Consider the following 21,856-nt stretch of genomic DNA (forward strand, 5'->3'; position numbering starts at 1 on the left):
TCACGGCCTCACGGCTCACGCGATGTCGTCCGGCGCCAGGTCCGGTCGCAGCCGGTGCCAGGAGGGGTGGCGCAGCCGTCCCGCCTTCGTCCGCGTCGCGTACCGCACCTCGCCGACCAGCCGTGGCAGCACCCACCGCGCACCGGCGACCGGCGGCGTCTCCTCGAAGGGGCAGGTGCCGACCGAGGCGACGCGGAGCAGCTCGGCGAGCCTGTGCCGCTCGGCGTCGCTCCACCCCGTGCCGACACTGCCCGCGTAGCGCAGGCCGCCGCCCTGCTGCCGCTCGCCGACCAGCAGCGCACCGGGCAGACCGCCCAGCCGCCCGCGTCCGGGTACCCAGCCGCCGACGATCACGTCCACGGTGCGGGAGTGGCGGATCTTGATCCAGGTACGGGCGCGCACCCCCGGCTCGTACACCGAGCTCAGCCGTTTCGCGATGACGCCTTCGAGCCCGGCCTCACGTGTCCTGGCCAGGGCCTCCTCGCCGTGCCCCACGACCGCTGCGGGTGTCGACCATCGCGGGCCGTGCAGCCCGAGCTCCTCCAGCGCCTTCCGGCGCTCGGCGTAGGGCAGCGGGACGAGGCTCCGGCCGTGCAGGAACACGGCGTCGAACAGCACCAGATGGGCCGGTACCCGCTGCGCCATGCGGGCGGCCTTCCCGGGCGATCCGGAGAGGCCCATCCGTGACTGGAGCCGCTCGAAGTCGCCACGCCCCTGTTCGTCCGGGGCGATGATCTCGCCGTCCAGCACGGCGGTCACGTCGCCGAGCGCGGTCCCGAGCGCCGCCAGATCCGGATACGCCGGGGTGATGTCGGCCCCGGACCTGGCCAGCAGCTGGAGCGTGCCGTCACCCGGCAGATAGGCCAGGGCGCGCTGGCCGTCCTGCTTCACCTCGTACGCCCACTGCGTGTCGACGGCGGCGGAGGGAAGCCGGCCGGGGGTGGCGAGCATGGGGGCGATCCGGGGCAGAGAGGCCATGGCAGCAGCCTCCCAGCACGGACGCCGCCCGGCCCGGGGACACGGCCTACGCCTCGGCGGCCGCGCGGTAGGTACAGAGGTGTACGCCTGTGCCGCTGGTCACCGTCGACACCAGTTCGAGCGGGCGCAGCGCACCGTCCCCCGGGAAGATCGTCTTCCCGCCGCCGACGATCACGGGCATGATCATGAGCCGCAGCTCATCGGCCAGGCCCTCCTTCAGCAGGGTCCGCGCGAGGGTGGGGCTCCCCATGACCAGCAGGTCACGGCCCTCGGCCGCGCGCAGTTCCCGGATGCGGGCGACGGCCGATCCGCCGGGGATCAGGGTGGTGTTGGCCCAGGTCAGCTCGTCGTCCCCGAGGGTGCTGGAGACGACGTGCTTCGGGAGGGAGTTCATCCGGTCGGCGAAGGGGTCACCTGCCCGCTGCGGCCACGCTGCGGCCATGTTCTGCCAGGTGCGGCGCCCGAAGAGCAGGGCGTCGGCGTCCTTCGTCGCGCTGTCGAAGGCTCCGCCGACCACTTCGTCGAAGTACGGGTGGGACCAGCCGCCCTGCGTGAATCCGCCGTCGGTGTCCTCCTCGGGCCCGCCGGGCGCCTGCACGACGCCGTCCAGGCTCATGAACTCACTGATGACGATGCGCACGTGTCGCTCCTCTTTCCGTTCCGGGTGTACGGCTCTGAGGACTTCCGTACACGAGGAAGGTAATCGGCGCCTCTGACAACCGGGTTGGGACACCGGAAAACTCCTGGGACGACGTGCGCGGCCGTGGCACCATGTGCGGCATGACGACTATCCGAAGGACGCATGCCGCGTAGCCGGGCAGGACGGCTCCGCGCCGTCCGGGCACACCGTGTGTCCGACGGTCCGAGCACCGTGATCGACGGCATGTCCTCGCGCGCGCTCGCGGAGATCGCCCGCCTGGAGCTGAGCCGCAACTACCTCGTGCCCGGGGGTGTCAGCGAGGCGGTCCGCTGCTGGAGGCGCCATGTGCGGCAGCCGCTGGGTGCTCTGTGGCGGGACGACGAGCTGGGCGACACCCACTGGGACTGCTGCGGCGATCCGCGGGAGGCCCGTGAACTCCTCGACACGGTGATGAGGGCGATGTCCCCGCGGGGGGCCCGTGAGCTCCGTCGTGTGGTGGGTGCGCTCGACGCGGAGCGATGACGGGCGGTCCGTGCGGCCAGGCTCCGTACGGCAGGCTCCGGCCGGCGGGGATGGGACGCCCTGCCGGCCGGGACCTGATGGAGGTCAGGCCGTCGTGCAGGCGGTGCCGCTGAGCGTGAAGGTGGTCGGGGCCGTGTTGGTGGCGCTCTTGGCGCCGGTGAAGCCGACCGTGACCGAGCCGTTCGCGGCGATCGCGGCCGTGTATCCGGCCGGGGCGACGCTGACCGTGGCGCCGTTCTGGGTGGGGGTCCCGCCCCACATGTTGGAGACGGTCTGGCCGTCGGCGAAGGTGAAGGCGAGGTTCCAGCCGTTGAGCGCGGTGGTCCCGGTGTTACGGATGGTGATCTCACCCTGGAAACCGCCGGGCCAGTCGCCGGTCACCCGGTAGCCGACGGAGCAGCCCACGCCCGGCGTGGGTCCGCCCTCGTCGGTGGTGACGGCCACCGTCGCGGACCGCGCCGAGCGGTTGCCCGCCGCATCGCGGGCGTAGACGGCGAACGTGTACGCCGTGTCCGCGGTGAGGCCGGTCAGGGTGACGCCGTTGGTGGTGGACGAGGCGGCCGTGGTGTCGGTGGTGCCGTTGACGCGGACGACGTCGTAACCGGCGATGGCAACGTTGTCCGAGGCCGCGGGCCAGGTCAGGGTCGCGGAGGTGGCCGTCACCGCGGAGGCGGTCGGGGTGCCGGGGGCGGTGGGGGCCTCCGTGTCGCCCGGGGTGCCGCCGCCGAAGACGGTGGCTTCCCGGGAGGTCTGGGCGATGCCGTTCGCGCCGTGGAAGATCCGCTCGCCCCAGGAGCTCAGCCGGCTCGGGTCGAAGCCGATCGCCAGGTCGAGGATCGGGTCGGTGTTGCCGCTCCAGGACCACGCCAGGTAGCCGAGGTCGAGCTGTTCGGCCGTGGCCATCATCGTGTCCTCGTCCGGGTCGCCCCACTGGTCGGCGGGGCCGCCGAACTCGCCGATGACGAGGGGGAGTCCGGCGTCGACGAACGCGTTCAGGTAGTCGGTGATCGCCTGGGCCGTGCTGTAGACGCTGTACATGTGGATCGAGAAGATCAGGTTGCCCGTGATGTCGGCGTCGTACACGGCCTGGGCGTTGGCGCGCATGACGCCCTGCCAGTCCTGGCCCCAGTTGGGCGCGTCCACCATGATCGTGTGGGCGAATCCGGCGGCGCGCAGCTTCTGGACGGCGGCGGTCGTCGGCACGGTCCAGCCGGCCGGGTCGGTGTTGCCCCAGGGCTCGTTGCCGATGTTGACGATGACGTAGTCCTCCTGGCCCGCGAGGACGTTCTTGAGGCTGATCCAGTAGTCGGCCGCGTGGTCGAGCGTGCCCGCCGCGGCGTCCTCTCCGTAACCGGTGGTGTCGTGCACCTCCAGTACGCAGATGAGCCGGTTGGCCTTGCAGTCCTCCACGATGCCCGCGACCTCGTCGGGGCCGTTCCTCGTCCAGCGGTGGCCGTCGGAGAGGACGACGCGGACGGTGTTCGCGCCGAAGGCCTTGATGTCGGCCAGCGACTGCGTCTCGCCCGGGTACCAGGTGTGCGCGTGGTTGACGCCGCGCATGACGAAGTCGTTGCCGTTGGCCTCCACCAGCCTGCCGTCGCTGATGTGCAGACCGGTGGCGGCCGCTTCCGCCCGGGCGGGCCGGGCCTGCGCCGAGGCCGGGCCGAGCGCGCCCAGCAGGGCGACTCCGAGAAGGGCGGCCATGCCCTTGAGGAGGACGACTAAGGGGCTCATTCGTGCTGTGCGCGGTGCGGTGCTCTTCGCTGATCTCACTGCGACTCCAGAGGGTGGGTGCCGGGGTGACGCACACGCCGGACGGCGTGGGAGCGCTCCCATAAAGCCATCTGGGCAGGGGCACGTCAAGGAGTCGCGCACACATCGGCGCACCGACTGTGCGCGGCCCCCTGCCGTCGGGCCACGACCGGAGGGAACGGGCCCGGTCGCGGCCCGTCAGGCCTTGCTGGTGCAGATCGCGTCGTACGGGCGGCCGGGGCTCGGGAAGAGCTCGATGGGGTTGTCGGCTTCCGCCGGGCACTCCTCGGCGGTCTTGGTCAGGGCGAGGACCTTGCTCCCGCCGCTCGCGCAGGCCACTTCCTTCGCGTCCTCGCTCACGCAGTCCCCCACCACGAGCTGGCCGCCGCCCGCGCCCGCGTCCCCCGGGTGGTCACCGGAGAGGTTGCGTCCGCAGATGGTCTTGCTGGGGATGCCGCCGCTGGAGGCGTCCCCGCCGAAGGACACCTTCACCGAGATGATCTCGTCGGTTCCGGCGGGACACTCGACGGCACCGGCGAAGAACTCCCCGTCCTTGACCGCGAGCGCCTTGATCGTCGCCTTCGGGTCGTCGCAGTCGAGCCCCTGGAAGCCGTCCTTCGACCGGCTCGTGTCCGGTCCGGCACAGTCGCCGACCTTCCAGTCCCTCGACTTCTGACTGCCGCCCTTGGACGCCTCGTCGACACCGTCCGACAACTGGCTGCAGGCCGTGGTGGCTCCGAGGGTGAGCGTGAGCACCAGGACGCCCTTCGCGCAGTCCCTGAGGACCGTGCGGGTGCTGCGGGTCTGACGGTCGTTCCGGGGTCGCGTACTGCCGTGGGCGGTCATGCTGCTCCTTGGATACGTGGCGTGTCCCGCACGGCACCCACTGTGACTCGCGCGGTGTTTCGGGCCTGAGGACGGCTGAATCACGCCATGCGGTTCCCGGAACGCGCCGGGACTCGCGCCCGTCTTCGTCGAGAACGCTCCCTCGGCAACGCTCCTTCAGCCGTGCGAGCGGTAGCGTCGCCCCCATGGACGAACCGCGCCCCGGCCGGGCCGCCCTCCCCACGCGTGCCGACCGCCCCGTGACCCGCGGTCGGCTCGTCCGCGAGCTGACCGCGCTGGGCCTCGCCGAGGGCGACACCGTCATGTTCCACACGCGGTTGTCCGCCATCGGTCACGTGGCCGGAGGTCCCCCGACCCTCATCGGAGCCCTGTGCGAGACCGTGGGGGAGCGGGGGACCCTGATGGTGACCTGCGGCTGGAACGACTCCCCGCCGTACGACCTCGCCGACCGGCCGCAGCCCTGGCAGGACGCCGTACGGGCCGAACACCCGGCGTACGACCCGCTGTCCGCGACATGCTGGCCGCCGGAATCGGACGCCGGGGCACGGTCGGTGCGGCCGACAGCCATCTCTTCGAAGCCGGCGAGGTCCTGGACTTCGGAATCGCCTGGATCGAGGAGAGGCTGGGCGGCGCCCGGTAGCGGACCCGCTCAGACGGCGGACCGTTCCACCGGGATCCACAGCTCTGCGTCCGCCTGGGTCCCGTCCTCGGACAGGCGCACGCTCAGGATCTCCGGCCCCGGCCTGCTCGCGTACGGATTCGACGGGAACCACTGCGTGAACACGTCCCGCCACAGGTACTGGAGCGCCTGCGGAAACGGCCCCGAATTCTCGAAGACGGCCCACAGGCCCGCCGGGACGTCCAGGACGTCCATGTCCTCGGGCACCTCGGCGCCCGTCACCACCCCGTGGTAGTAGTCGAGTTCGGTCCCCTCGGCCCGACTCGGGTCGAGCTTGTCGCTGACCTGGACGATCCCCGCCGGCTCCTGGTCGGACAGGGCGGCGATGCGCCCCAGGGTGTCCTTGCCGAGGCCCCGGATGAAGTCGGCGATCGCCGGATTGACCCCTTCGTGCACGAGCGGGACGCGGGCCTTCCTGCCGACCACCCGGAAATCCGCCCTGTCCACGATCCTGTACCGCATGCTGCTGCTCCCTTCGACGATGAGGCGGAAGGACATCCGTTGCTGGGAGTGCAGAACCGCACCGGTCCGCCGGGCCTCGCCCGGCCCCACACCGTGCATGGTGCGGAACGCCCGGGCGAAGGCCTCGCCCGAGCCGTAGCCGTAGCGCGTCGCGATGTCCAGCAGCGTCCGGTCACCGGCGAGCACCTCGGCGCCCGCCACGGTGAGCCGTCTGCGCCGGACGTACTCCGACAGCGGGAGGCCCGCCAGCGCGGAGAACATGCGCCGGAAGTGGTACTCCGACGTCATCGCGATCCGCGCGAGACCGGCCACGTCGAGCGGCTGGTCGAGGTGTGACTCGATCTGCTCCATGGCCTGGTTCAGCCGGTCCAGCATTCCGGACTCCTTCCCTTTCGCTTCCTCACGTTAGGAAGGACCCACCCTTCCGGACCCGACATCCTGTGCCCGATGCGGTGGGGTGGGCGGGCATGCCGGGCCGTCCGGTGCCGCAGCGGGCGATGTCGCGACGCCCCGCCCGCCCTAGACTTCCCGCCATGAGCGATCACCCCGGGCCGACCGCACCGGCGGCGCTGCTCGGCACGGAGGCCGGCGCGTGGCTGCCGGTCACCTCGGGGGAGTCGGGCGCCTCCGTCTTCCGCAGCGCGGACGCGACGCGGTACGCCAAGTGCGTAGCCCCTGCGGACGCGGCCGGTCTGCGGGCCGAGCGTGACCGGGCCGCGTGGCTGAGCGGGCAGGGCGTTCCGGGCCCCCGGGTGCTCGACTGGTCCTCGGGTGGCACGGGCGCCTGCCTGGTGACCGGCGCCGTCTCCGGCACACCCGCTGACCAGTTGTCCGCCGAGGACCTGCGGGCTTCCTGGGGTCGCATCGCGGACGCGGTCCGCCTGCTGCACGAGCTGCCCGTGGCGGAGTGCCCGTTCCGCCGGGGTCTGGACGCCATGGTGGCCGAGGCCCGCGACGTGGTGGCCCGCGACGCCGTGAACCCGGAGTTCCTCCCCGTGGAGCAGCAGCACACGCCCCCTGAGGAGTTGCTGGCCCGCCTCGTCCGGCAGATCCCCCGACGCCGGGATCAGGAGGTCGCCGACACGGTCGTCTGCCACGGTGACCTGTGCCTGCCCAACATCATCGTCGATCCGCGGACCCTGGACGTGTCGGGCTTCATCGACCTGGGCCGCCTCGGGCGGGCCGACCGCCACACCGATCTGGCACTCCTCTTCGCCCAGGCGCGCGAGACATGGGCGGACGAGGAGCAGGCACGGGCCGCGGAGGTGACGTTCGCGGAGCGGTACGGCATTGCCCTGGACGACGGCCGGCTGCGGTTCTACCTGCATCTCGACCCGCTCACCTGGGGCTGATCAGGACACCTGGCTCGTGCGGCCCGTCGCGGAGGCGAAGCCCAGCCAGGTGTGGCGGTTGCCCCACCAGCACCAGCCGACCTTCGGGGCGTCGCGGCGCTCGCGGCCGTCCCTCCCCGTGCCGTTGCTGATCCAGATCGCGGGCGTACGGGCGTCCAGGGTGCCGTTCGCCTTGCGCAGCCGGGACCCGATGGTCATGAAGCAGCGGTTGCGTTCGAGGACGGCCGGCTGCTGGAGCACCCAGTGGATGCCTTCGGTGAGCAGGAGCGGGGTGCGGTCCTCCTCGGTGAGGGCCGGCAGTGCCTCCTCAGGGCTCCAGTTGGCCATGCGGTCGCCCCGGTCGACGCCGGTGACGAGGTAGAGCGGGGCGTCGGGCGGTTCGACGGCCGAGGGTGCGAAGCGGTCGACGTCGGGCATGTCGACGACGACGAAGCCGGGCTTGCCGTCGCGGCGGAGCAGCGGTGCGAGGGCGGAGGCGGGGACGCGGTCCGGGTGGACCGCCAGGAGGGCGTCGTCCGTTCCCCGGCCGGCGCTCTCGGCGAAGGCGCGCAGGTCGTCGGCGGAGAGCCGCGCGAGCTCGTGCACCCCGAGCTCGATCAGGCGCTCCGCCTGGGCTGCGAGCGGCGGGAGCGGGGGCACGGGGACGGTGGACGAGGCATCGGGCAAGGTACTCGGACTCCCTCGGTTCACGGTTCGGAGCAGTGCGCGTGGGGTCAACGAGGCGGCTCACCGGGGTGTTCCCGGCTCCATGGACCGGTTCGGGAGTCCGGTCGTGGTTCTGCCCCGGGATCGGACAGGCACCCTTGCCGGAGGGAGTGGAGGGGCCGGATGCTTGCACTCCTTCGCCCCGACGGGTGCGGAGTCCGGTGCTCGTGACACACCAGCGGAGATGCGTATGAGTGGGAAGAAGAGAGTTCTGCGCCGCGTGGCGATCGGGGCGAGTGCCCTGCTGACGGCGGTGGGCTTCACGCTGACGGGGGCGTCCCCGGCCGCTGCCGTCGACTACTACTACGAGTTGCCGTACCCGGCGGGTGAGGCGTACACGGTCACCCAGGGGCCGGAAGGGACGTACTCGCACACCGGGCCCTACAACGAGTACGCCTGGGACTTCGGCCTGCCCGCCGACTACGAGGTGTCCGCGGCGCAGGCGGGCACCATCGTCGTCTCGGACTGGTCTCCGTACTGGCAGAACGGCATCGAGGTGATCATCCGGCACTCGAACGGGCAGTGCACCCACTACGCGCACCTGAACAAGGCGATATACAACACCGGCGACTGGGTCCCCCAGGGGCGGGTCGTCGGCTGGTCGGGCAACACCGGAGCCTCCACGGGACCGCATCTGCACTTCCAGGTGATCGACTGCAACAGCCGCGTGGGCCTGCCCGCCACCCTCCAGGGCTGGACGCCGTACACAGGGACACGCCCGGTCAGCGTGAACGCGTACGCCTGATCCGGCCGGCGGCGGCTGTTGCCTGCTCAGGACGCCGCCGGGATCGGGGAGTTGATCTGGCCCGCCCGCGTCTCCTCCGGCGAGGCGGGCCACGCCGCAACGGCCAGGACGTGTGTGCGGGTCGTCAGGGCGACTTGAGCAGGTTCCGCAGCCCGGCGGTGAACGCGCGGACCTCCTCCTCGCTCGGCCGCCCCACGGGCACCTCGGGCGCCACGTCCCCGGCGGGCAGGCGGCAGGGGCGGCAGAGGCCGTCGGGGAGGGCTTCGGGGCGGCCCGGGGTGCCGCACTTGGTGCACTCCAGCATCACGCGGTGTACGGGCGTGCCCGGTGCGGGCGGCGCCGGGGCGGCGGGTACGTGCGGCGGGAGCTTGTCGGTGAGGCGGTGGCGCACGAAGGCGACCGGGGAGTCGACCCGCGAGGGGAGCCCCGCCGTGAGGGCCTGCGTGAGGTGGTCGGCGTCCACGCCGCGCGCGAACCACTCGGCGGCCAGGGCCTCCAGGACCCCGCAGTCGGCGGCCGACAGTGTCAGACGGGAGTCGCTGCGGCCGAGCCGCGCCAGCGCGAGGTAGGCGGGGGAGGGCTCGGCGGTGACCGGGGCGCGCTGCGGGGGCACGGCGGGCGCGGGGGCTGCTGGGGGCGCGGGGGCTTCCGTAGGGGTGCGCTCGGGGGAAGCGGAGGCTTCGGCGGAGGTGGGCTCCGGGGGAGCGGGGGTTTCGATGGGGCTGGGCTGTGTGACGGGGGCGCTGGGCCGCGCGGTCGGGGTGGCCGGGGCGACTTCGGTGGCTGCCCACCACTCGTTGTCGCGGGCCGTGCGCGACCAGAACGTGCGCGAGACCCAGCGGACCTGGCCCTGCTCGCCGAGGAGGCATCGAACGCGGCAGAGGTATCCGGCGGTTGCCAGTGCCTTGAGGGCCGAGCCGACGGCCTGCTGGCCGTACAGCGGGAGTTGCCTGGCGAGGCTCTTGACGTCCATCGAGGCGCCGTCGGGGAGTTGGTCGATGAATCCCGCGATGTACCGCTCACGGGCGGGCAACAGAGAGAAATCATCGGCGCTGCGCGGGAGTTGGCCGGGCATGGAGCGCTTGCCGTAGCCGGGGTTGGCCATCGGGTACGGGCGCGAGGATGCGGGGGCGCGCAGGGCGGAGTTAATGTGCCGGGTAGCCACGGGATCGCTTTCTTCGATCTTGCGGTGAGACCCCGGCCTGGTGCTCTAACACCGTGTCGGGGTCGTTCGGTTCTCGCACCGTAAGCAGTCGTCACGGTGCGCCGCAAGTCGCTCACGATTAGTCATACTTGCTGGCCGTGACGGGTCAGGGAGGTCGGGGAGGTTTTCCCTGAACCCCTTCTTTCCCTACCGGTTGAAGGCATCGCTCGAATCCCGGACCCCGCATCCCGGACCCCGCATCCCGGCCCCCGGATCCCGAAGCTCAAGCGTCGGACGGACGCTCCGCTTCCGGGCCCCGGAAGAGTGAACAGACCGGGTCCGACGCTCGGGTCTCGACGCTCGGGTCTCGACGCCCGGGTCTCTGCGCCTGCCCCGCCGACCGCGTCCGTCCCGCGCCCTGCCCGCGCGGGACGGACGCGCCGCCCCGGCCGCTCAGCGCAGCGACTCGGGCAGCTCCTCCCGGTGCACGATGCCCAGGCGTTGGGTCGCCCGGGTCAGTGCCACATACAGGTCGCTCGTCCCGAACCGCCCCGGCTCCACGACCAGCACGTGGTCGAACTCCAGCCCCTTCGCCTCACGCGGGCCCAGCAGCACCACGGCACGGGTGAGGTCGGGTTCGGCGCCCGGCGTGACCCCGTCGAGCGGCGCCGCGATCTCCTCGTGCAGCTCACGGGGCGCGATCACCGCGAGGCGGCCCTCCTCGGGCGTCAGCTCCACGACGGCCCGCGCCACCGCACCCGCCAGATCCGCGCCGGCGTCCCGCGTCCACGGCGTCTCTCCGGTGGACCGCACCGACCCGGGCGGCTCGAACGACGGGTCCTGAGCCCGTAGGACCTTGGCCGCCAGCTCCATGATCTCCGCGGGCGTACGGTAGTTGACGCCCAGCCGGACATGCTCGAAGCGGTCGCCGACGTACGGCTCCAGGATCCGGTCCCACGAGCCGATGCCCGCCTCCTCCGAGGTCTGCGCCGGGTCGCCGACCAGCGTCAGCGAGCGGGTCGGCGAACGGCGCATCAGGAGACGCCAGGCCATCGGCGACAGCTCCTGCGCCTCGTCGACGATGATGTGCCCGAACGCCCACGTCCGGTCGGCGGCGGCGCGCTCGGCCGCACTGCGGTGGTCGGCCTCCTCCTGCCGCTCCGCCATCCGCTCGGCGTCGATGATGTCGTGGGCGGCCAGGAACTCGGACTCCTCGTCCTCGAATTCGTACGACTCCGAGCCCCGGGACAGCTCCAGGACGCCCTGCGCGTAAGCCACCCGCTCCTGCCGCTCCGCCTCGGCAGCGGCCCGCTCGGCGCTGTCGTCGGACCCGAGCAGCTCGGCCGCCTCGTCGAGGAGGGGCACATCGGCGGGCGTCCACTCCCCGGCGCCGGGCGCGCGCCGCAGGGCGTCCGCGTCCTCCTCGGATACGTACACCGGTTCGGCGAGGTAGTCGGCGAGGAAGTCCTCCGGGGTGAGCAGCGGCCACAGCCCGCCGACGGCGGCGTGCACCTCCTCGCTCGCGGCGACGGCCTTGCCGAGCTGGGCGACGTCGTCAGGGCCCAGGAAGTTGGGGCCTCCGTACGGGTCCGCGCCGATGCGCTCGGTGAGCTGCCGGGTGAGGGCGTCGATGACGTGGAACGAGAAGTACGGCCGGGCCAGGTTGTGCGGCAGCCCTGTCTCGCGGGCCGCCTGCCGGGCCTCGTAGGCGATCTCCCAGTCCAGGACGAGGTCACCGTCGTCGTGCGGGACGATCACGGGTGCGCCGGGTTCGGGCAGTGCCTGCCGGTCGCGTACGGCGAGGGCGAGCGCCTCGGCCATCCCCACGCCGCCCTTGACGGCCGCCGCGCGTGGGGTGTCGGTGCCCCGGGCATGGACCCCGGGGAAGAGCTCGGCCTGCGTGGCGAGCATGACGCCGGTCTCACCGAGGGCGGGCAGCACCTCGCCGATGTAGCGCAGGAAGGCGGGGTTGGGGCCCACGACCAGGACCGCGCGCTTGGCCAGGAGCTCACGGTGCTCGTACAGCAGGAAGGCGGCCCGGTGGAGCGCGACCGCCGTCTTCCCGGTGCCGGGGCCACCCTCGACGACGAGGACGCCGCGGTGCGGGGCGCGGATGATGCGGTCCTGCTCGGCCTGGATGGTCCGCACGATGTCACCCATGCGGCCGGTGCGGGCGGAGCTCAGCGCGGCGAGCAGCACGGCGTCACCGCTCGGGTCCTCGAAGCCGCTGCGCTCGTCGTCCCCCAGGTCGAGGATCTCGTCGTGCAGCTCGGTCACCGTGCGGCCCTCGGTGGTGAGGTGTCTGCGCCGGCGCAGCCCCATGGGCGTATGCCCGGTGGCGAGATAGAAGGGCCGGGCCACCGGGGCGCGCCAGTCGATCAGAAGGGGCGTGTGTTCCTTGTCGTCCTCGCGAATTCCGATACGGCCGATATGGTGCGCGGCGCCGTCGCGAAGATCGATACGGCCGAAACAGAGCGAGCCGTCGACCGCATTCAGGGCCGCCAGCAGGCCGGACCGCTCGGCGACGAGCACATCCCGCTCGTGGCGGGCCTGCAGACCGTTACCGACCGGAGTCAGCGCGTCCTCGACGTGCTGTGCGGTGACCCCGCGCAGCTCGTCGACGCGGTCGTAGAGCCGGTCGACGAATTCCTGCTCCTTCTGCAATTCGACGTTCCCGCGAGTTGACAAAATCGCTCCCTGCCGGATATGGTGTTTCTTAGTGGCCCCCGGTGAGGGGCCTTTTTCTGTGGGCACACAGAACCATTGAATATACGCGAGGAAATCCCCGGTCCGCAATTTCGGACCGGGGATTTCCTGCGCTCGGGGTCAGCGGCGTGCGCCGGTGACAGCAGGGTGCGCCTGCGTCAGCGGTCGCCGCGCGCCGAGGGCACCGTGAAGGCCGCTGGCCCGGCGGGCAGCCGCACCGTGTGCCGGTCGAGGTAGGTGTCGAGGTACGGCGAGCGGGCGCCACCGGTGGCGACGTCGTCGGCCGGGTCGTCCAGGGCGAGCGTGAGCCGCGCGTCCTTGACCTCGATCTTCCGCAGGGACGGGGTGTCGAGCCAGTCGCCGGTCCGGACGGAGCCGATCTCCACGGCCAGGCTGTGCCCGGCCGGGAGAGTCCAGTCGGTCGACTTGAGGTCGAAGGCCGGCCGGTCGGAGTCCAGCCGGGAGACCTGCTCGTCGAACATGACGGCCGTGCCGTCCTCGGCGATGTCGTACAGCTTGACCATGACGTTGCCCTCTCCCTCGGCGGCCATGGAGATCCGGGGGGTTCCGGTGACGCGGGTGGACCGCTCGACGGGCTCGGACCGGACGACGTAGCTGGAGCCGGCCCCGCCGGCCTCCTGCCGCTCCTCCGGGGCCTCGGCCTGCTTCTCCAGGGCCTTGAGGGTGCTCCGGGTGCCGTTCTCGACGCGCTGCACATCGGTCGGCTTCCCGGTCCCGGGCGCGGTCGCCGTGCCGGTCCCGATCCGGGGCGCGGTCCCGTGCGCGGTCGCGGTGCCGGACGGTTCCCGGGCCCCCTGTGCCGCGGAGCCGCCGCCGTCGTCGACGTACGAGCCGCCGCCCAGCCGGAGCGTGGTGGTCCTCTCCGCGACCGGCCACCTCTCCTGGGCGCGCCAGGCGCCGGTGCTGTCCTCGACGGCGTAGGCGGGGTATTCGACCTTCGGCTCGACACCCTTGAGGTACTGGTCGTAGAAGGACAGGGTCTCCGCGAACCAGCCCTCGCGCCCCATCTCCAGACGCCCGTCCTCGGCCCGGTCGTTGCCGCGCACGTGGTCCCACTGCCCGACCCAGCCGCGCTGCGGTCCCTGGTGGTGGGCGAGGAAGTCCTCCATGCCCTCGGGCTTGGTGTTGGACTCGATGAAGCCCTGGGTGAAGAACAGCGGGGTGTCGGAGCCCTTGGCCTTCTCCGAGGCGTCACGGGAGGTCCAGTAGGCGTCGTCCGGGTCGGCTATGCGATATCCGGCCGCGTTGTCCGTGAGGCACTCCGGGTGCTTCTGCTCGTAGAGGGAGTTCTCCAGGTATCGCGCCTCGTCGTCCGGCATCTGGGGCTGTGCGGCGATGGCGCCGTAGGACTGGGCGGTGGCGACGACGTTCGGACGGGGCACACCGTTGGAGTGGATGAGCCGGTACGCGTCCCACACGGGCTCCTGGGCGACGACGGCCTTCAGAGCGTCCTGGTCCAGGTTGTTGCCTATGAGGCCGGTGAGCGCGTCGAACGACTTCCCGTACATCCCGACCGCGCCCGTGGACCACGGCTGAGCCGCGCTCCAGTCGATCGCGGCCTCGACGTCGCCCTGGTCACCGGGTCCGCCGAAGTCGAGGCAGCCGGTGGAGCCGCCGAAGCCGCGCAGGTCCACCATGACGAAGGCGTACCCCTGGTCGAACAGGTCGGTGCCCTCGATGAAGTCCTGGAAGCGGTCGGAGGGGCCGGTGTGCTCCAGGCCCTCGTAGAAGAGCTCCCCCGAGTGCCCGAAGTAGGCGCCCGCCGACAGGATGACCGGCACCTCCTCGCCCTCGGGCAGCTTCTCCGGAAGCAGGACGTCGGCGTGCAGCTCGGTGTCGGAGCCGTCGGCGGACGGGAAGTAGTGCTCGGTCCAGACGGCGCCCTCGGGGACGCGGTCGTTCTCCGCGTGCGTGATGCCGTCGGTCGCGGGCGTGGCGGGCGTGGCGACGGCGGCGGCGGGCGTGGTGCCGGTGGCGGCGGGCGTGGTGCCGGTGGTCGAGATGGCGGTGGTCGTGGCGAGTCCCGGCTCCGCCGCTGTCGCGGGGCCGGTGAGCGTAGCGGTCAGGACGAGGGCGGTGGCGAGTGCGGCGGCGGCCGAACCGGCCGCGCGGGAGTTGTTCACATGTCACTCCGGGTTCGGTGTGGGGGGACGCGGGCCGGCCGTAAGTGGGTGTGCGGCCTCGCCCACCGGCCGTACCTCTCCGGCACGACGCTGATGTGGTGCATGCCCTTCACGCTCCCTCAGCGGCGGGCCCCGACGGCAGTGCGGTATGTCACCGGTCCGCATGACAGCCGTCATACGAAGCCGATGACACACCGCACTGCCCCCGGCTCCGAATCGCCGGAAGTGTGGAGTGCATGAACACAGTCATCGAAACGGTGGGACTGAAACGCAGCTACAAGGGGTTCGACGCCGTACGCGGCATCGACTTCACGGTCGCCCAAGGGGAGCTCTTCGCCCTGCTGGGCACCAACGGCGCCGGCAAGACCTCCACGCTCGAACTCCTGGAAGGCCAGGCCGTCCCCACCGGCGGCAGCGTCCGGGTGCTCGGCCATGACCCGTTCCGCGACCGGGGGGAAGTACGCCACCGCATCGGGGTGATGCTCCAGGAGGGCGGCTTCCCGCCCGAACTGACGGTCATGGAGACCGTACAGATGTGGGCGGGCTGCACCAGCGGCGCCCGCCCCGCCGACGAAGCCCTCGCACTGACCAACCTGTCCGACCGGCGCACCGTGAGGGTCAAGCAGCTCTCCGGCGGTGAACGCCGACGCCTCGACCTCGCGCTGGCCCTGCTCGGGCGGCCGGAGGTGCTGTTCCTCGACGAGCCGACGACCGGCCTGGACGCCCAGTCCCGCCGGGACACCTGGGAGCTGATCCGCGAACTCAAGGCCCAGGGCACGACGGTGCTGCTCACCACGCACTACCTGGAAGAGGCCGAACAGCTCGCCGACCGGCTGGCGATCATGCACAAGGGGCTGATAGCCACCACCGGGCGGGTGGCCGACGTGGTGGCCGAACGCCCCTCCCGGATCAGCTTCACCCTGCCCCAGGACCGCTTCCTCGGCGACCTCCCCCCGCTCGCACCGATGGGCGTGACCCGTCACTCGAACGAAGGTGGGACCGTCCGCCTGGAGACCCGGGACCTGCAGCACACGACCACCGAACTGCTCACCTGGGCCCGGCACAGCGGCGTCGCGCTGCACGCCCTCGACGCCCGTTCCGCATCACTGGAAGAGGCCTTCATGGAGATCGCCAAGGACCTTGAGACCGAGGAGACCCGATGACGACGACCACCACCGCCCGGCCACTGACCACCACCCCGCCCTCCCGGCGTGGCCCCGCCTCCCGCATGGCCGCCCTCGGCCGCGCGGAGATGACCCTGCTGCTGCGCAGCCGGGCCGCCCTGTTCACCGCGCTCGTCCTGCCGGCCGTCATGGCCTTCTCCATGCGCGGCCTGGTCAAGAGCCTCGACCTGGCCGGCACCGGCCTGTCGATCGCGACGGTCCTGCTGCCGGGAACCCTGGCCATGGCCCTGTTCTTCTCCGTCTACACGAACCTCGTCGGCGTGTACGTCACCCGCCGCGAGAGCCTGGTGCTCAAGCGGCTGCGCGCAGGGGAGGTGCGCGACTGGGAGATCCTCGCCGGTGGCGCGCTGCCCGCCGTGGTCCTGGTGCTGGTGCAGAGCGTGCTGCTGTCCATCGGGCTGACGCAGGTCCTCGACGCGAACGCACCGGCGGCCCCGCACCTCGTGGTCCTGGGCATGCTCGTCGGCGTACTGCTTCTGGTGGTCGGCGCCGCACTGACGGCCGCCTTCACCCGGACGGCGGAGAGTTCGCAGCTGACGTTCCTCCCCTTCATGCTGGTGACCATGGCGGGATCCGGCGTCTTCATGCCGCGCGAGGTGCTGCCCGGCGTGGCCGCCGACATCAGCGCCTGGCTGCCGTTCTCCCCGGTGATGGACCTCGTACGGGGAGGATGGACGGGCGACCTCGGCGGCATGGACCAGCTCCGCCTGGTGGTCACTGCCCTCGCCTGGACAGGAGTGGCAGCACTGGGTGTGCGCCAGTGGTTCCGTTGGAGCCCGCGCAGCTGACTACGACCGCCGACGAGCGGGGGACCGGGGGAGTTGGGGAAGTTGAGGACCATGAGCTTGAACACGAGCGTGGAGGACTGGGTGGAGCGGCTCGGCGGCCAGGACGGCCCCGAACGCTACCGCCGCTACGCTCTGGGCAGCGTCGGCTTCCTCGCCGTCACCGAGGTGGGCCTGTGGGCCGCCTGGGTGGCACAGTCGAGCGCGGAGGCGGCCTTCCTGGTACTCGTGGCCGCGCTGGGCGCCGTACACGCCACCCTCCAGTTCCTGCTCTGGCGTGTCGCGTTGCGCCACTACCTCGCCGTCGGCCCACGGCCCGTGTGGTTCACGGTGGCGTACACGGCGGTGACCCTGGCCATGGCGGCCCTGGCATGCGTGCTCCGGTCGTCCGGCCACATCGACGACGGTGACATGACGACCTTCACGGTGTGGCTGGTGATGTTCTTCGTCGGGCCGCCCGCGCTGGCGCTGCCACGCCGCCCGGGATCCGCGCTCGTGGCGGCCGTCACGGTCGCCTGCCTGGCCGGGGCGTTCGTGGCGGGACTCAGGGGAACAGCCCTGGTCCTCGTCATCAGTGCCAGCGGCCTCATGGCGCCGTTCATGGCCGTCGCGTCCCGGGCATCCGGCTGGAGCGTCCTGCTGATCGAGCAACTGGCCGCCGCACGCGAGACGCAGGCCCGCCTGGCGGTCGCCGAGGAGCGGCTGCGCTTCGGCCGTGACCTGCACGACGTGCTGGGCCGCAACCTCGCGGTCGTGGCGCTCACGAGTGAACTCGCGGCCCAACTCGCGCGCCGTGGCAGGCCGGAGGCGGTCGAGCACATGGTGGAGGTGCAGCGCATCGCACAGGAGTCGCAGCGTGAGATCAGGTCGGTGGTCCGCGGCTATCGCACCGCCGACCTGCACACCGAGCTCGCCGGAGCACGCTCGGTCCTGGAAGCCGCGGGCATCGACTGCCGCATCGAGTACGGCCCGGCGTCGCGGCTGCCCTCCGACGTCCAGTCGGCCTTCGGCTGGGTGGTGCGCGAAGGTACGACGAACGTGCTCCGCCACGCGCAGGGCGCGTCCCGCTGCACCCTGTCCCTGCGCACCGCGGGTCCGACCGAGGCCCTGCTGGTGATGGAGAATGACGGCGTGTCCGACGCGGAACAAGGCGCCGGCACAGGCCTGGCCGGGCTGAAGGAACGCCTGGCCGAGCTGAACGGCACACTGGTCACGGAGCAGAACCCCGGCGGATCCTTCCGCCTCACCGCACGCGTTCCCTGGGAGGAAGCCGAATGATCACGGTCCTGCTGGCGGACGACGAACACCTCATCCGGGGTGCCCTCGCCTCCCTCCTCGGCCTGGAGGACGACATCAGCGTCGTCGCCCAGGCCGCGACCGGCGACGAGGCCGTGGCGATGGCCACCGCGCACCGCCCCGACGTCGCCGTACTCGACCTCCAGATGCCCGGCCTCGACGGCGTGGCGGTCGCCGAGCGGCTCCGGACCTCCGTGCCCGGGTGCGCCACGATGATCGTGACCAGCCATGCCAGGGCGGGCGCGCTGAAGCGCGCGCTGAGCGTCGGCGTACGCGGCTTCGTACCGAAGACGGTGTCGGCGCACGACCTGGCGCAGATCATCCGTACCGTCCACACCGGCGGCCGCTACGTCGACCAGGAGCTCGCGGCCGACGCGATCGCGGCAGGCGAGTCACCCCTCACCCCTCGCGAGGCGGAACTCCTGTCGTACGCCGAGAACGGCGCCCCGGTCGCGGACATCGCCGCCCGCGCCTCGCTGTCCAGCGGGACGGTGCGCAACTACCTCTCGGCGGCGGCGATGAAGCTGGGTGCGGAGAACCGCCATGTCGCGGCCCGCATAGCCCGGGACCACGGCTGGCTGTGACGGGCGGGGCCCCGGGGCAGGCCCGCAGCCGCACCGCGCCCTGCCCGGCACCACGCCCCGGCCGGTGCCGCACCGGATCAGGGCGTGGCCGGGCAGTAGCCCTGCGGGCAGAACGAGGAGGCCGCCACCGAGGCCGACTCCGCGTACGTGGCGTCCCACTCGTCCTCGGGACCGGCGACGAGGACCACCCACGGCACCCCGTCCTCGGCGACGAACGCCCTCAGCAACGACCGCCGGACCGACCCGTCGTCGCGCGGCACGAGGTACTCCAGCTCGGCGGCCTGCGACGCGTCGGCGGTGTCGGGCTCCTCCAGCCGCAGACGCTCGTAACCGTCGGTCCTGCCCACCAGCCGGTCCGTCTCCTCCAGGGCGTCGTACGGCGTGTAGCCAGTCTCGGAGATCCGGTAGATCTGCAGGAAGCCCTCACCGCCGTCCGCCTCGTAGAAGACGACGGTGCCCTCCGTGCGCGGTTCCTCCCGTCGCTGCCAGTCCTCCCTGACCTGTACGCCGAAGCCCTCGACGTCCTCCTCCGCCACGAAGCCGGGCGGCGGCTCCTCGGCGGTGGGGGGCGCGCTCCCGGCGTCGCCCTCCTCGGTCCCGTCGGCACCAGGGGCTGTTCCCGTGGTCTCCGTACTTCCCGGGGAGGCCCCTTCGGACGCCTGGGCCCCGTGCGCCTCGTCGTCCCGGAACAGCAGCCGTCCTCCTCCGAAGGCGACCGTGCCCAGGACCGCCACCGCCACCGCGACGGCCACGACCCGCAGAGCCCGCTCCAGCGCGCGCGATTGGCTGTCGTCCGTAGCCGGGGACGGCTCCCACCGTTGCCTCGTGGCGTCCCACCCCCTCACGGAAGCATCCCCGTGATCACTCCGGTGGCCACCCCGGCCGCCGTCTGACCGGCCACGGATCCGGCCGCCCGTCCGGCCAGCGCAGCCAGCCGCCGCAGCCGGCCGGGTTCCACCCCGCCGGTGGCCTGGATCTCCCGCTCGGCCTCGGCGGCCTCCGTCTGCAGCTCACCCGACTCGCCGCGCAACAGCCTCAATGCGTCCACGAGTTGAGGTGTCGCTTCGATGAACCGCTCCGACCGGTCGGTGGCCCGCGCGCCCTGGCCCGACGCCGCCGCGCCGCCGGTCATCCGGCCGATGGAGATGCCGCCCGGGACCGGGGCCATCACGGGCGGCGGCCCGTCCGCGCCGCGCGGCCGGCCGATCCGCCTGCCGGCGTCCTCGGCCTCCGCCCGCGACCCGGCCGCGACCGCGCCTCCGTCGAACTCGCCGATGGCGATACCACCCGAAGGCTCCGCACCCGAAGGGTCACCACCCGACGGCTCCGCACCCGACGGCTCCTCGCCGGTGTCCGGCCCCCGGCCGGCACGCTCCGTCTCGTCACTTCCACCCATGTCGCCGCTCCCCTGTTCTCTCGTTCGCCGTACCCACGGTGCACACCGCGACCCGTCGTTCCCGCCGACCCGTCACCGGCCGTTCCGCCGGTCGCGCGCCTGCCGCAGCGCACCATCGGCCCGAGCCCTGGCCCCTTGGCCGGTCGCCACCGCGCCCCCGCTCATCGTCCCGATGAAGACGCCGCCGTTGCTCACCTGGACGATCTGCTGCTCCAGCTGCCCGGTGTCATGACCCTTCTCGCTCAGCGCCTGGAGCGCCCCCGTACCGATGCGCTCCTGGATCGTCCTCAGATAGCGGCTGACGTCCATCCGCTGGAGCGGTGACTCGTTGCGCACGGACGCCAGTTCACGTACGGACGCCGCGGCTCCTTCGGCAGCGGCTCCCGGCACGCCCCCCTGCCCGGAGCGGCGCGAAGCCCAGCGGAACGTGCTGTCCAGCGAGCGCGCGGCGGAGAACGCCGCCGCCACCCCGGCGGACGGTGCGGCCACCAGGGCCCGGGCCGCCGAGATCGCCGGATACGCGCGTCCCCGCTCGATGATGGCGTCCACGAGAGCGAACTCCGGCTTGAGCGGGTCCAGTACGTGCGGTACGACCTCCAGCACCAGCAGCTCGCCCTGGGTGTGCACCCGGATCAGTACGGAGATCACCATCTGGTGCTCCCAGGCGCTGACCCGGACCCGGAGGAAGTGCCGACGGGCCTCCCCGCCCTCACCGATGGAGGCGAGCCGGTGCATCGTCGTCGCGGCCTCCCCGTGATCGACCTCGTGTCGCGGGGGCCCGGACGGCAGATAGACCAGCTCGTCGATCTCGACATCCCTGAGACGGTCCAGACCGGACGACGGCACCGGGAGCCGGCCGAGATCGGCCAGCCTCTCCCGTACGCAGTTCAGCACCCCGGCCGCGGTGAGCGGCTCCGAGTCGGCTTCCGGCCGGCGACGCAGGTCCATCACGAGGGACCAGGGCTCCAACGCCCGCCCGGACCCGACGAAGGGCCGGTTCGGTTCGTACAGGACGACTCCGGAGTTCTGCTCCCTGTCGATGGCCAGGCCGATCTCCCGCAGCCACTCGGAACCGGTCGGTTCCTCCCGGGGCCGTTGCTCGAACGCCTCGATGCGGAGACGGTCGTACATCACCGTCTCGACCGCGTTGCGGTGCCGCCACACGGGGATCACCAGCAGCAGCGGGAAGACCACGGCCATCCAGTTCCCGGAGCTGTTCCACACGGCGGCGAGCGCCGCCGCCCAGTAGAGGGCCAGCAGGAGCCGGGGCAGGTAGGGCAGGAGGCCGACCCAGCCGGTGCGCGCGGGCAGCAGGCCGTCCAGGGAGTACACACTGGTGCCGCGCCCCGACACGTTCCGGACCAGCCACAGCAGTCCGCTGATGATCGCGTAGTTGAGCGCCCAGACGCCGGAGCCCGGATAGCGCTGGACGTAACCGCCCTCCTGGAACAGGTCGGTGGGGAGGAAGAACTGGCGTTCCGTGTAGCTCTGGCCGTACCCGTCGGCCAGGCTCCAGGAGGTCATCCAACCGAAGCCGTCCCCGTACAGGTCGGTCAGCCAGAAGACGGTCCACAGCAGCGCGACGAGGCCCCCGGCCTGCAGTTCGAGCCTGCGGGCCCGCAACGCGTGCGCCAGCACGGGGACCACGTCGACCCCGACCGACGGCGCCACAGCCCTTCCGTCGTGTTCGACCAGTTCCTCCACGACACGGCGCCGGAAACGCGCCTGGAGATACGGACCCGCGCAGAGCAGGCGGGTGGTCCCGGTATGGGAGTACCGGCTGTGGGATGGCCCCGGGCCGTTCGGCTGAGCAGGAACCGTCAAGGTGGCCCCAATTCCTCTTCATAGCCGCGGATTACGGCGAGACGATTGCTACGAGGCGCCAGACTCTAGAGCAACCGCTTCACAGTGCGCCACACAAATGTCACAGTGCGCA

General features: G+C 72.1%; 20 protein-coding genes and 1 pseudogene. 9 read left to right on the forward strand and 12 right to left on the reverse strand.

Annotated elements, in window-relative coordinates; translation table 11 throughout:
- Window positions 1–15: 15 nt before the first annotated feature.
- Entirely contained in the window at window positions 16–978 is a 963-nt protein-coding gene (locus tag ABT001_RS14390) for an ATP-dependent DNA ligase (protein ID WP_351276562.1), read from the reverse strand.
- A gap of 46 nt (window positions 979–1,024) precedes the next feature.
- A complete protein-coding gene (locus ABT001_RS14395) occupies window positions 1,025–1,618 on the reverse strand; it encodes a dihydrofolate reductase family protein (RefSeq protein WP_351276564.1) in 594 nt (197 codons plus the stop codon).
- Between the two features lie 162 nt (window positions 1,619–1,780).
- Between ABT001_RS14395 and ABT001_RS14400 the strand changes: the two genes are divergently transcribed.
- The gene (locus ABT001_RS14400) at window positions 1,781–2,140 is read left to right on the forward strand and encodes a hypothetical protein (protein WP_351276566.1); all 360 of its coding nucleotides are present in this window, start codon (window positions 1,781–1,783) and stop codon (window positions 2,138–2,140) included.
- Window positions 2,141–2,224: 84 nt separating this feature from the next.
- On the opposite strand, the gene ABT001_RS14405 is transcribed toward ABT001_RS14400, so the two are convergent.
- Both ABT001_RS14405 and ABT001_RS14410 read right to left on the reverse strand, forming a co-directional pair.
- Window positions 2,225–3,874 carry a cellulase family glycosylhydrolase gene (locus ABT001_RS14405; RefSeq protein WP_351276568.1) on the reverse strand — a complete coding sequence of 550 codons (1,650 nt, stop codon included), beginning with the start codon at window positions 3,872–3,874 and terminating at the stop codon, window positions 2,225–2,227.
- Between the two features lie 216 nt (window positions 3,875–4,090).
- Window positions 4,091–4,738, reverse strand: a complete 648-nt coding sequence (locus ABT001_RS14410; RefSeq protein WP_351276570.1) for a hypothetical protein — start codon at window positions 4,736–4,738, stop codon at window positions 4,091–4,093.
- A 185-nt stretch (window positions 4,739–4,923) separates the two neighbouring features.
- Here ABT001_RS14410 and ABT001_RS14415 point away from each other — a divergent pair.
- Window positions 4,924–5,241 (forward strand): annotated as a pseudogene (locus tag ABT001_RS14415) (AAC(3) family N-acetyltransferase); the annotation flags it as partial.
- Between the two features lie 11 nt (window positions 5,242–5,252).
- Window positions 5,253–5,378 carry a hypothetical protein gene (locus ABT001_RS14420; RefSeq protein WP_351276801.1) on the forward strand — a complete coding sequence of 42 codons (126 nt, stop codon included), beginning with the start codon at window positions 5,253–5,255 and terminating at the stop codon, window positions 5,376–5,378.
- Between the two features lie 9 nt (window positions 5,379–5,387).
- Here ABT001_RS14420 and ABT001_RS14425 read toward each other — a convergent pair whose 3' ends face one another.
- A complete protein-coding gene (locus tag ABT001_RS14425; RefSeq protein WP_351276572.1) occupies window positions 5,388–6,254 on the reverse strand; it encodes an AraC family transcriptional regulator in 867 nt (288 codons plus the stop codon).
- Between the two features lie 158 nt (window positions 6,255–6,412).
- Here ABT001_RS14425 and ABT001_RS14430 point away from each other — a divergent pair, with 158 nt between their 5' ends.
- Window positions 6,413–7,231, forward strand: a complete 819-nt coding sequence (locus ABT001_RS14430; protein ID WP_351276574.1) for an APH(3'') family aminoglycoside O-phosphotransferase — start codon at window positions 6,413–6,415, stop codon at window positions 7,229–7,231.
- Here the strand turns inward: ABT001_RS14430 and ABT001_RS14435 are convergent, their stop codons facing one another.
- Entirely contained in the window at window positions 7,232–7,897 is a 666-nt protein-coding gene (locus ABT001_RS14435; RefSeq protein ID WP_351276576.1) for a DUF5701 family protein, read from the reverse strand.
- 229 nt (window positions 7,898–8,126) lie between these two features.
- Here ABT001_RS14435 and ABT001_RS14440 point away from each other — a divergent pair, with 229 nt between their 5' ends.
- Window positions 8,127–8,681 (forward strand): M23 family metallopeptidase, encoded by a 555-nt coding sequence (locus ABT001_RS14440; RefSeq protein ID WP_351276578.1) that lies wholly within the window; start codon window positions 8,127–8,129, stop codon window positions 8,679–8,681.
- A gap of 124 nt (window positions 8,682–8,805) precedes the next feature.
- Here the strand turns inward: ABT001_RS14440 and ABT001_RS14445 are convergent, their stop codons facing one another.
- From ABT001_RS14445 to ABT001_RS14455, 3 genes are all read right to left on the reverse strand, one after another.
- Window positions 8,806–9,846, reverse strand: coding sequence for a MarR family transcriptional regulator (locus tag ABT001_RS14445; RefSeq protein WP_351276580.1), 1,041 nt, complete (start codon window positions 9,844–9,846; stop codon window positions 8,806–8,808).
- 432 nt (window positions 9,847–10,278) lie between these two features.
- Complete coding sequence (locus ABT001_RS14450; protein ID WP_351276582.1) at window positions 10,279–12,489, reverse strand: HelD family protein; 2,211 nt, start codon at window positions 12,487–12,489, stop codon at window positions 10,279–10,281.
- A gap of 200 nt (window positions 12,490–12,689) precedes the next feature.
- The gene (locus tag ABT001_RS14455; protein ID WP_351276584.1) at window positions 12,690–14,675 is read right to left on the reverse strand and encodes a CocE/NonD family hydrolase; all 1,986 of its coding nucleotides are present in this window, start codon (window positions 14,673–14,675) and stop codon (window positions 12,690–12,692) included.
- 236 nt (window positions 14,676–14,911) lie between these two features.
- On the opposite strand from ABT001_RS14455, the gene ABT001_RS14460 reads away from it, so the two are divergent.
- From ABT001_RS14460 to ABT001_RS14475, 4 genes are read left to right on the forward strand one after another with little or no spacing between them, the layout of a single operon-like run.
- Window positions 14,912–15,838, forward strand: coding sequence for an ABC transporter ATP-binding protein (locus ABT001_RS14460; RefSeq protein WP_351276586.1), 927 nt, complete (start codon window positions 14,912–14,914; stop codon window positions 15,836–15,838).
- Window positions 15,835–16,647, forward strand: coding sequence for an ABC transporter permease (locus tag ABT001_RS14465; protein ID WP_351276588.1), 813 nt, complete (start codon window positions 15,835–15,837; stop codon window positions 16,645–16,647). The genes ABT001_RS14460 and ABT001_RS14465 overlap by 4 nt, the downstream gene beginning before the upstream one ends.
- A gap of 51 nt (window positions 16,648–16,698) precedes the next feature.
- Window positions 16,699–17,922, forward strand: coding sequence for a sensor histidine kinase (locus ABT001_RS14470; RefSeq protein WP_351276590.1), 1,224 nt, complete (start codon window positions 16,699–16,701; stop codon window positions 17,920–17,922).
- Entirely contained in the window at window positions 17,919–18,524 is a 606-nt protein-coding gene (locus ABT001_RS14475; RefSeq protein ID WP_351276592.1) for a response regulator transcription factor, read from the forward strand. The genes ABT001_RS14470 and ABT001_RS14475 overlap by 4 nt, the downstream gene beginning before the upstream one ends.
- 77 nt (window positions 18,525–18,601) lie before the next feature.
- Here the strand turns inward: ABT001_RS14475 and ABT001_RS14480 are convergent, their stop codons facing one another.
- From ABT001_RS14480 to ABT001_RS14490, 3 genes are all read right to left on the reverse strand, one after another.
- Window positions 18,602–19,369 (reverse strand): serine/threonine kinase C-terminal domain-containing protein, encoded by a 768-nt coding sequence (locus ABT001_RS14480; protein ID WP_351276594.1) that lies wholly within the window; start codon window positions 19,367–19,369, stop codon window positions 18,602–18,604.
- Complete coding sequence (locus ABT001_RS14485; protein ID WP_351276596.1) at window positions 19,366–19,920, reverse strand: hypothetical protein; 555 nt, start codon at window positions 19,918–19,920, stop codon at window positions 19,366–19,368. Before ABT001_RS14485 ends, ABT001_RS14480 begins: the two co-directional genes overlap by 4 nt.
- Before the next feature lie 72 nt (window positions 19,921–19,992).
- Window positions 19,993–21,744, reverse strand: a complete 1,752-nt coding sequence (locus ABT001_RS14490; RefSeq protein WP_351276598.1) for an AbeC-like domain-containing protein — start codon at window positions 21,742–21,744, stop codon at window positions 19,993–19,995.
- Window positions 21,745–21,856: the final 112 nt, after the last annotated feature.

This window comes from Streptomyces sp. NPDC002793 (genome assembly GCF_040295485.1).
GTDB lineage: Bacteria > Actinomycetota > Actinomycetes > Streptomycetales > Streptomycetaceae > Streptomyces.